General features: G+C 70.8%; 5 protein-coding genes. 2 read left to right on the top strand and 3 right to left on the bottom strand.

Translation table 11 applies throughout. The annotated features are described in order from the left end of the window. Positions 1-16 precede the first annotated feature (16 nt). The 3 genes from C5F48_RS19950 to C5F48_RS19940 form a co-directional block, all read right to left on the bottom strand. Positions 17-3,823 carry a type I polyketide synthase gene (locus C5F48_RS19950; RefSeq protein WP_107665548.1) on the bottom strand — a complete coding sequence of 1,269 codons (3,807 nt, stop codon included), beginning with the start codon at positions 3,821-3,823 and terminating at the stop codon, positions 17-19. A 344-nt stretch (positions 3,824-4,167) separates the two neighbouring features. Then, positions 4,168-4,968, bottom strand: coding sequence for a methyltransferase, TIGR04325 family (locus C5F48_RS19945; RefSeq protein ID WP_107665547.1), 801 nt, complete (start codon positions 4,966-4,968; stop codon positions 4,168-4,170). Next, a complete protein-coding gene (locus C5F48_RS19940) occupies positions 4,965-6,461 on the bottom strand; it encodes an oligosaccharide flippase family protein (RefSeq protein WP_111467300.1) in 1,497 nt (498 codons plus the stop codon). Before C5F48_RS19940 ends, C5F48_RS19945 begins: the two co-directional genes overlap by 4 nt. Positions 6,462-6,602: 141 nt before the next feature. Between C5F48_RS19940 and C5F48_RS19935 the strand changes: the two genes are divergently transcribed. Next, positions 6,603-8,087, top strand: coding sequence for a hypothetical protein (locus C5F48_RS19935; RefSeq protein WP_146603643.1), 1,485 nt, complete (start codon positions 6,603-6,605; stop codon positions 8,085-8,087). A gap of 53 nt (positions 8,088-8,140) precedes the next feature. Next, positions 8,141-8,432, top strand: a 292-nt coding sequence (locus tag C5F48_RS19930; RefSeq protein ID WP_146170663.1) for a sugar transferase, incomplete at its 3' end; no start/stop codon positions are given.

Genomic DNA, 8,432 nt, shown 5'->3' with positions numbered 1-8,432 from the left:
GCTGGCATGTCCTGCATCAGCTGGCCGCGCCGGCGATGATCCGCAGCGCGGTCTCGAAGTCCATCGCGCCGGACAGCGCCGCGGCGGCGAATTCGCCGACCGAGTGGCCGATCATCGCCGCCGGCCGGATGCCGCGCTGCAGCCAGAGCTGCGCCGTGGCGAACTGGGTCAGGAACAGCGCGGGCTGGGTCAGCCGCGTGTCGCGCAGCGCCCGGGCCATGTCGGCGTCGGAGGGATCGCCGAAGCAGAGCAGCCGGTTGATGTCGAGCCCCAGCAGCGGCTCGAGGATTGCGGCGCCGGCGTCGATCCAGCGGCGATACTCCGGCTCGGCGGCGTAGAGGCCCGACCCCATGCCGGGATATTGCGAGCCCTGACCGGGGAACATGAAGACCACCGGCGGCGCGTCGGCGGGGGCCTGCGCCGCGGCGCGGGGCAGCCTGCGCAGCCGGGCCGCGGCGTCCTGCGGATCGGTGGCGGCGAGGCCGGCGCGGAAGGGGTGCTGGCTGCGACCTTCCTGCAGGGTGAAGGCCGCGTCGGCGAGGCTGGCGGCCCCCGTCTCCAGCGCGTCTGCAAGCCGGTGTTGCAGCGCCTCCAGCGCCTCCGGGCTGCGCGCGGAGAGGGGCAGGATTTGCGGCGCCTCGATGGCGGAGGCCTCGGCGGCCTGTGGCGGCTGTTCCAGCACCAGATGCACATTGGTGCCGCCAACGCCGAAGGAACTGACCCCCGCCCGGCGCGGGGCGCGGCCCTCGGGCCATTCGGTCAACGCGCGCGGCACGTGGAAGGGCAGGGTGTCGAAGGGGATGCGCGGATTGGCCGAGACGAAGCCCGCCACCGGCGGGATCAGCCCGTCGCGCAGCACCAGCGCCGTCTTGATGACGCTCGTCACCCCCGCCGCGGCGTCGAGATGGCCGACGTTGGCCTTCACCGAGCCGAGCGCCACGCTGCCCTGCGGCAGCGCGCCGAAGGCCGAGGCCAGCCCGCGCAGTTCCACCGGGTCGCCCAGCGGGGTGGCTGTGCCGTGGCACTCGACATAGCCGATCGCTTCCGGCCCGATGCCGGCGTCGCGCTGCGCCATGCCGATCACCGCCGCCTGACCCACCACCGAGGGCGCGGTGTAGGAGATCTTGTCGCGGCCGTCGTTGTTGATCCCGACGCCGCGGATCACCGCGTGGATGGTGTTGCCCTCGGCCAGCGCGTCTTCCAGCCGCTTCAGCACCACAACGCCCGCGCCATGGCCGAAGACGGTGCCGTCGGCCTCGGCGTCGAACGGGCAGCAGGCGCCCTGCGCCGAGACCATGCCGCCCTCGGTGGCGGTGTAGCCGCGCTTCTGCGGGAAGGTGATCGACACGCCGCCGGCCAGCGCCATGTCGGCCTGGCCCGCGCGCAGCGCCTGCACCGCCTGGGCGATGGCGACGAGCGAGGTGGAACAGGCGGTGCTGACGGTCATCGCCGGCCCGTGCAGATCCAGCTTGAAGGCGACGCGGGTCGCCAGCGTGTCGGCGATGTTGCCCAGCACTTCGGCGAAGCGCTCGACCTGATAGCCGCTGGCGATGGATTCGGCGGCGGCGCGGTCCTGCAGGATGTTGTTGAGCAGGTAGGTGCTGAAGGACGAGCCGGCGAAGACGCCGACCGCCCCGGGATGCCGCGCCGGATCGGTGCCGGAGTCCTCCAGCGCCTCGACGCAGAGCTCGAGGAAGACCCGCGCCTGCGGATCGGTCGCGGCGGCCTCGCGCGGATACATGTCGAAGTAGCGCGCGTCGAACAGCTCGACCCCGTCGAGCCCGGGCCGCACCGGCACGAAATTCCGCTCGGCGCGCTGCTGCGGGGTGAAGGCGTCCTCCAGCTCCGCATCGGCGAAGCGGCGGAACTGGCTGGCGCCGGCCTTCACCTGGCTCCAGAGCTCTGCCACCGACCCGGCGCCGGGGAAGCGGCCCGCCATGCCGACGATGGCGATGGCGCCGCTTCCGGCGCCGCGCCGCGCCTCCGGGGCGGGCGAGGCCCCGGCGGCAGCCAGTGCGCCCAGCCGGTCGGCGAGATCGCCAAGGCGCGGGGTCTCGAACAGGATGGTGATGTCGAAGCTGCGCCCCAGCGCGGCCTCCAGCAGCGCGTGGACCTCGATCAGCTGCAGCGAGCTGCCGCCCATGTCGAAGAAGGTCCGGTCGGGCGGGATGGGCCCGCATCCGAGCACGCCGTCCCAGATCGAGGCGATCCGCTCGCGCAGGGCGGCGCCGGCCCGTTGCGCCTCGGCGCGCGGGGCGGGCGCCTCGACCGAGGCGACCAGTGCCTTGCGGTCGACCTTGTTGGCGGCGGTCAGCGGTAGCTCCGGCAGCACCCGGATCAGCCCGGGCAGCATCGCCAGCGGCAGCGTCCGCGCCATGCCCTCGCGGATCGCCCGTCCGGCCTCGTCCTCGCTCAGCGCCACACCCTCGGCCAGGGTGACGAAACCGGCGATGCGGCGGTCGCCATTGGCGGCGGTGACCACGTCCACCGCGCCATCGGCCACCTGCGGCTGCTGGCGCAGCACATGTTCCACCTCGTCCAGTTCGATCCGCCGGCCGCCCAGCTTCACCTGCCGGTCGACCCGGCCGAGGAAACAGATCGCCCCGTCCTCGCGCCGCCGCACCAGATCGCCGGTCAGGTAGAGCCGCCCGGTCCGGCCGGGGCGGGGATCGGCGATGAAGCGCTCGGCGGTCTGCTCGGGCTTGCCGCGATAGCCCAGGGCAATACCCGGCCCGCCAAGCACCAGCTGCCCGGCCTCGCCATCCGGAAGCTCCTGCAGCGCCTCGTCCAGCACCAGCACCTCGTCATGGGCGGCGGCCCGGCCGATCGGCAGCGGCGAGCCGTCCAAGTCGGCCTCGGTCACGCGGTGCAGCGTGGCGATCACGGTGTTCTCGGTCGGGCCATAGGCGTTCACCAGCCGGAGCTGCGGCGCGGCCTGCACCAGCTTGCCGGCGAGCCGCGGCTGCATCACATCGCCGCCCACCACCAGAAGCCGCAAGCCTTGCAGAGCCTCGGGGCAGCGGTCCGCCATCAGGTGGAAGATCCCGGTGTAGAACACCGCCGCCGTGATGTCCTGCCGCGTCAGGCTGTCCGCGAGCAGGTCGATGGACGGCTTCGGCGCTTCGAGCACGACGAGCGCCGCGCCGTTCAGCAGCGCGCCCCAGATCTCGAGCCCCGAGCCGTCGCAGGCGAAGGTCGAGCTGTGCAGCATCCGGTCATCGGGCAGAAGCTGGCACTCCGGCTGCTGCAGCGCCATCCGGGTCACGCCGCGCTGCGGGATCTCCACCCCCTTCGGCCGCCCGGAGGAGCCGGAGGTGAACATCACATAGGCGAGCGACCCGCCGTCGCGCTTGGGCCAGCCGCGTTCGGTCTCGGTCTCTGGCTCCGCATCGGTGATGGCCAGCACCGGCCGATCGCCGGCAAGGCTGCGCGCCAGCTCGGCCGTGTCCTCGGCGTGCAGCAGCAGCGCCGGACCGGCGTCGGCGACCATGTAGTCGAGCTGTTCCAACGCATAGGTCGGGTCGAGCGGCATGTAAGCCCCGCCGGCGCGCAGGATCGCCAGCAGCGCCACAACCGCCTCGGTGCTGCGGGCCGCGACGATCCCCACCACCTCGCCGGGACGCAGCCCGGCGTCGAGCAGCCGAGCCGCCAGAGCGTCGGTGCGGCGGGCGAGCGTGGTATAGCTGAGGCTCAGCCGGTCCGATACCAGCGCCGGGGCGTCCGGACGGGCGCGCGCGACACTGTGGAAGATGTCCGCCAAAGCGAGGGCCGGGTCGAAATCGGGCGCAACGGGATCGGCCGCAGTCGAAATGCTTCTGCTCATTACACATGCTTTCAAATAGGAGGCGATAAATAACCGCTCCTCTACTCTTAAAAGGTGTATGTCATTTCCGTAAATATCAGCCGCCGCGAGCTGCGTCACGGTGGCCGTTGTCGTCGCAGATCGGCCGGAACATTGTCAGCCGATGCTGTGTAATGCGCGCCACCGGGCGAAAAAAGTCAATGCACTCGGAATGTCGGTATCTTGTTTTCTGATTTGCGGGGCGGGCGGAGGATTGAAAAACCGTGTCTTTACATATGGGTCGCGGATGTTGCCTTATTTGAGGCGATAATTTCAAAGGATCCAGAATTGCACCGTCCGGTTGTTGGCCAAAACGGCCAACATCCTCAGGATGACAGGTCGATCAGCGCCATGCCGCGACTCTCGCTGCGGCCGAGTCCCGGGTGGGTCGTGATTCGGTGCGACAGCTGCGGGATCGACCAGTGGTCGGCGGTCCGGTAGCCCAGCACCGCCAGCTCGGCCTCGAAGCCGGCGCGGTTGCGGATGCGGTAGGGCACCCGCGCCGGGCCGATGCGTTCCAGCGTCACCACCTCGGGCCCGTTGCGCATCGCCACCTTGTTGAGCAGGATCGCCCCCGGCCGGCCCGGCAGCTGCCGCAAAAGCTCCGGGAAGGGCCGGTCGAGATACTGCAGCAGACCCGAGGCGAGCAGCACGTCGGGGCGGGGGCAGCCGACGAGGCTTTCGCGGAAACTGACCTGCGGCGGCACCCGGCCCGCGGCCTGCAACGCCTTGCCGCGCGACACCACGGCGGGAAGGTCCTGGATGATCCAGGACACGTCGGAGAGGTCCAGCAGCCGAGCGAAGGCGGTCGGCTTGGTCGCCAGATGCCCGCCGACATCCAGCACCACCGCCCCCGGCTTCAGCAGCCGGTCGAGCCAGAACAGCACCGGATAGTCCCAGAGATGCACCTGGGTCATCGCTTCCAGCGAGACGTCGACGGCGGCGTCATGGTCGTAGCCGGCCAGCCGCGAGGGCGGCACGGCGGCCAGCGCCTCGGCCACGCTGGCATAGGCGCCGGCGAAGCGGGGCGGGCGGGGGCCATATTGGCTCAGCCGGCCCAGCCCGGTGCGCAGCGGCAGCGAGGCCCGGGCGAGGCTGCGGCGGGCGAGGGAGGTCAGCGCGGTCATGACGCGGCCCTCACCCGCCGGACGAGCGATCCGGCGATCCGGCGGCTGGCGGCGGGGTAGCAGAGCGCGAGCCCCGCGACATAGACCAACAGGACGACCAGCGTGCTCAGCACGATCCGCGGCAGCGGCGGGGCCTGCGCCAGCAGGGGGTCGGCCTTCAGGATGACCAGAAGCAGCGTCGCCACGGAGAGGGGCGGCACGGCCGGGAGACTGGCTTGCAGGATCGTCCGCCAGCACAGCCCGGCATGGCGCTGCTGCAGCCAGATGCTTGTCGCCAGCGCGACCAGCGCCGCCAGCCCCTGGCCCACCGCCACGGCGATCATGCCAAAGGGCGCGGTGACGAGGGCGAGGGCGATGGCGACCAGCGCGTTCGTCAGCGAGACCAGCGGCATCTGCCGCACCTGGCCCGCCATCGAGAGCAGCGGCTCGGTGGCGTAGGTCGGCAGGAACAGGCATTGCGACAGCGCCAGCAGCACGACCACCGGGACGGCGGGCAGCCAGTCGGGGCCCAGCAGCCCGAGCACCAGCGCGTCCGCCTCCACCGCGATCCAGAGGAACACCGGCACGGCCAGCACCAGCAGCGCCGGGAAGAAGATCCGCGCCTCCTCCTGGAAGCCGCGGATCGTGCCGCCGTTCAGCCGCCTCGCGTTGCGGAACACGGTCCAGGCCAGCATCCGCCCGGTCTCTCCCAGCACTTCGGCGAAGGCCCCGACCAGCCGCTGCGCGAGGCGGAAATAGCCGACGCTGGCCGGCCCGAGGAAGCCGCCGATGACGAAGGTCGCGGCATAGACCCGCAGGCAGGAGATCATCCGCGAGCTGAGGATATGGCCGGAGAACTGCACGAGTTGCACCAGCGTCGCCCGCTCCATCCCGAGGCGTGGCCTGACCCGGGTGACCCCGGCGGCGACCGTCACCTGCACCGTCTGCTGCGCCAGCCGGCCATAGGCGAGGGCGAAGATGCCGTGCCCCTGCCGCAGCGACCAGAGCGAGACGGCGAAACCCGCGGTCTCGCCCAGCATCATGACGAGCGCCGAGGCCGAGAGCTTGTCCTGATGCACCATCAGCCCGTTCTGCACGGCGGCGACGGTGGTCAGCAGGATCCAGAGGCTGAACAACAGCCCGAGCCGCGCCGCATCCTCGTTGCCGGTGAGCGCGGGCACGGCGAGCGAGGTCGCCGCCCCCAGCCCCGCCACCGCGATGCCGGAGAGGATGGCGATCAGCAGCACCTGTCCCGGCACCTCGGCCGCGCCCTGCCAGTTCATCACGAACTCGGCCCAGCCCGCCTCGGAGAAGCGCAGCGCGATGATGGCGATGGCCGAGACCAAGGCGAAGACGCCGAATTGCGCCGGCCCCATGATGCGGGCGGCGAGCAGGAAGATGGCGAGCTGGGCCGCCTGTGAAAAGACGCGCGACAGGGTGGTGAGCACCCCTGCCTTCATGACGCTGGCGCGTTGCGCGGGGCGCAACTCCTCGGTGCCTGACTTGACCTTCACAATGAATACTCCGGCGGCATGGCCGCAATGGGAATGACGAATCGAAAATTTCTGCGGTTGATGGTCTGCGAGGATGCTGATCCTGTCTACACACCGGAAAGCATGCTATACTCGGACGAGTTTAAGGCGCAGCGTGTCCCTGTGATTGTTTATCCCATTTCCATACTCGTATTGTTTCTCTGGATCGCACTAAGCCTGCGACGGCTCGACAATGGTCTGGTGCTGGCCATTGCGCTGGTGCCCTTCGGAATGTTGGCGGCGGTGACCCTGCCGGCCATCGGCGGAATGTCGATCCTCGCCTGCAGTCTGGTCGCCGCGCTGACCGTGGGGGGCGCCACGCTGCGGCTGCTGTTCGACCCGAGGCGGGGGCCGATCGCGCTGCCGGCCCCGACCATCGCCTTCGGGATCTTCGCGCTCTACGCGCTCTTCTCCGCCACCGTGCTGGTGCGGCTGTTCGCCGGGCAGTTCCAGGTCTTCTCGCTGTCGCGCACGGTGCAGGGGGCGCGGATCGACACCGCCTTCGCCAGCGTGCTGGTGCCGCTGAGCCCTGGCGGGTCGAACCTGTCGCAGAGCTTCTACATCCTGCTGGCCTTCACCGTCTTCGTCGCCTTCGGCCACAGCCTGCGGCGCCGCGGCCTGACGCTCGCGGACACGGCGATGCGGCTGGCGGCTTCGGTGAACCTGCTGCTCGCCGCGATGGACCTCGCCGGGCTGGATGCGGTGCTGGCCACGGTCCGCACAGCCTCCTACACGCTGGCCAACGAGCAGACGATGGGCGGTTTCGCCCGGGTGATCGGCGGCTTTTCCGAGCCTTCCTCCTTCGGCGCGACCTCTGCCGCCTTCTTCGCCTGGTTCGTCATGGCCTTCCGCAGCAGCCGGCGCTGGTCCGACCTCACGCTGGCGCTGCTGAGCCTGCTCTGCACCGTGGCCTCCTTCTCGGCCACCGGGCTCTTCGCCGCCGGGGTCGTGTCGCTCTGGGTCGCCGGCATCGCCGCCCTCGGGCTCCTGCGGCCGACCTCCGGCAAGGCGATGAGCCGCAGCCTGATCGCCGCCGGCATCCTGCTCTGCGGCCTCTGCCTGCTTCTCGTCCTCACCCCGCTGCCGGACCTGCTGCAGGATCTGTTCCGCCGCATCTTCCTGGAAAAATCCGGCAGCATGTCGGGGCTGGAGCGCAAGGCCTGGGCGGTTTCGGGGCTGAATGCCTTCTGGCAGACCTGGGGGCTCGGGGCCGGGGCGGGGTCGCTGCGCTCGAACGGGCTGGCTCCGGTGCTGTTGGGCAGCGTCGGCGTGCCGGGGACGCTGGCCTTTGTCACCTTCCTCTGGCTCACCCTCGGCCGGACGCGGCCGGCCGGCCGGGCCGGGGCGATCTATCGCAGCGCGCAGGCGGCGGCGCTGGCGCAGCTTTGCTCCGCGGGGATCAGCGGCACGGTGCCGGACCCGGGGTTGCTGCTGGTGCTCTGCTGCGCCGTCGGCGCCGCCGCGCGCGAGGCCGCCCCGCCGCTCCGGCCCCTGCCTGCCGGGCCGGGCGCCCGCAACCTGCGGCTGCCCGAGCCCGCCCCCAGCTGCGACGAAATGCTGCAGCCGTCGCGAATCTCTTGCCCGGAATCGAACCTCCGCCCAAGCTGATCCTTGGTGTGATTCGGCGTTTCTCAGGGAGACCACTTCGGTGGTGCCGCCTCATGAGTATGCACGACGACTTCGCGACCACGCCGCTTTCCGACCTGATCCCGGCTTCCGACCTGCACTTTCCCAGCCGGTCGGGCCTGTCCGCGGCCATCGGCATCCTCTTCGACCGGGGCCTCGCGCTGCTGGCGCTGATCGCGCTGTTGCCGCTCTTCCTCATGACGATGGCGCTGATCGGCCTCATGGAGGGCTGGCCGCTGTTCTACGCCCAGACCCGGGTCGGGAAGGGCGGTCGGTCGTTCCGCTGCTACAAGTTCCGCACCATGGCGCGGGATGCGGATGCCCGGC

Source organism: Cereibacter changlensis JA139 (genome assembly GCF_003034985.1).
In the GTDB taxonomy this organism is placed as follows: domain Bacteria; phylum Pseudomonadota; class Alphaproteobacteria; order Rhodobacterales; family Rhodobacteraceae; genus Cereibacter; species Cereibacter changlensis.
This window is presented reverse-complemented; position numbering and strand designations above follow the sequence as displayed.

Bases quoted from the DNA above. Each gene is read 5' to 3' on its own strand.
- C5F48_RS19950 (WP_107665548.1), bottom strand. From the start codon at position 3,823: ATGAGCAGAAGCATTTCGACTGCGGCCGATCCCGTTGCGCCCGATTTC.
- C5F48_RS19945 (WP_107665547.1), bottom strand. From the start codon at position 4,968: ATGACCGCGCTGACCTCCCTCGCCCGCCGCAGCCTCGCCCGGGCCTCG.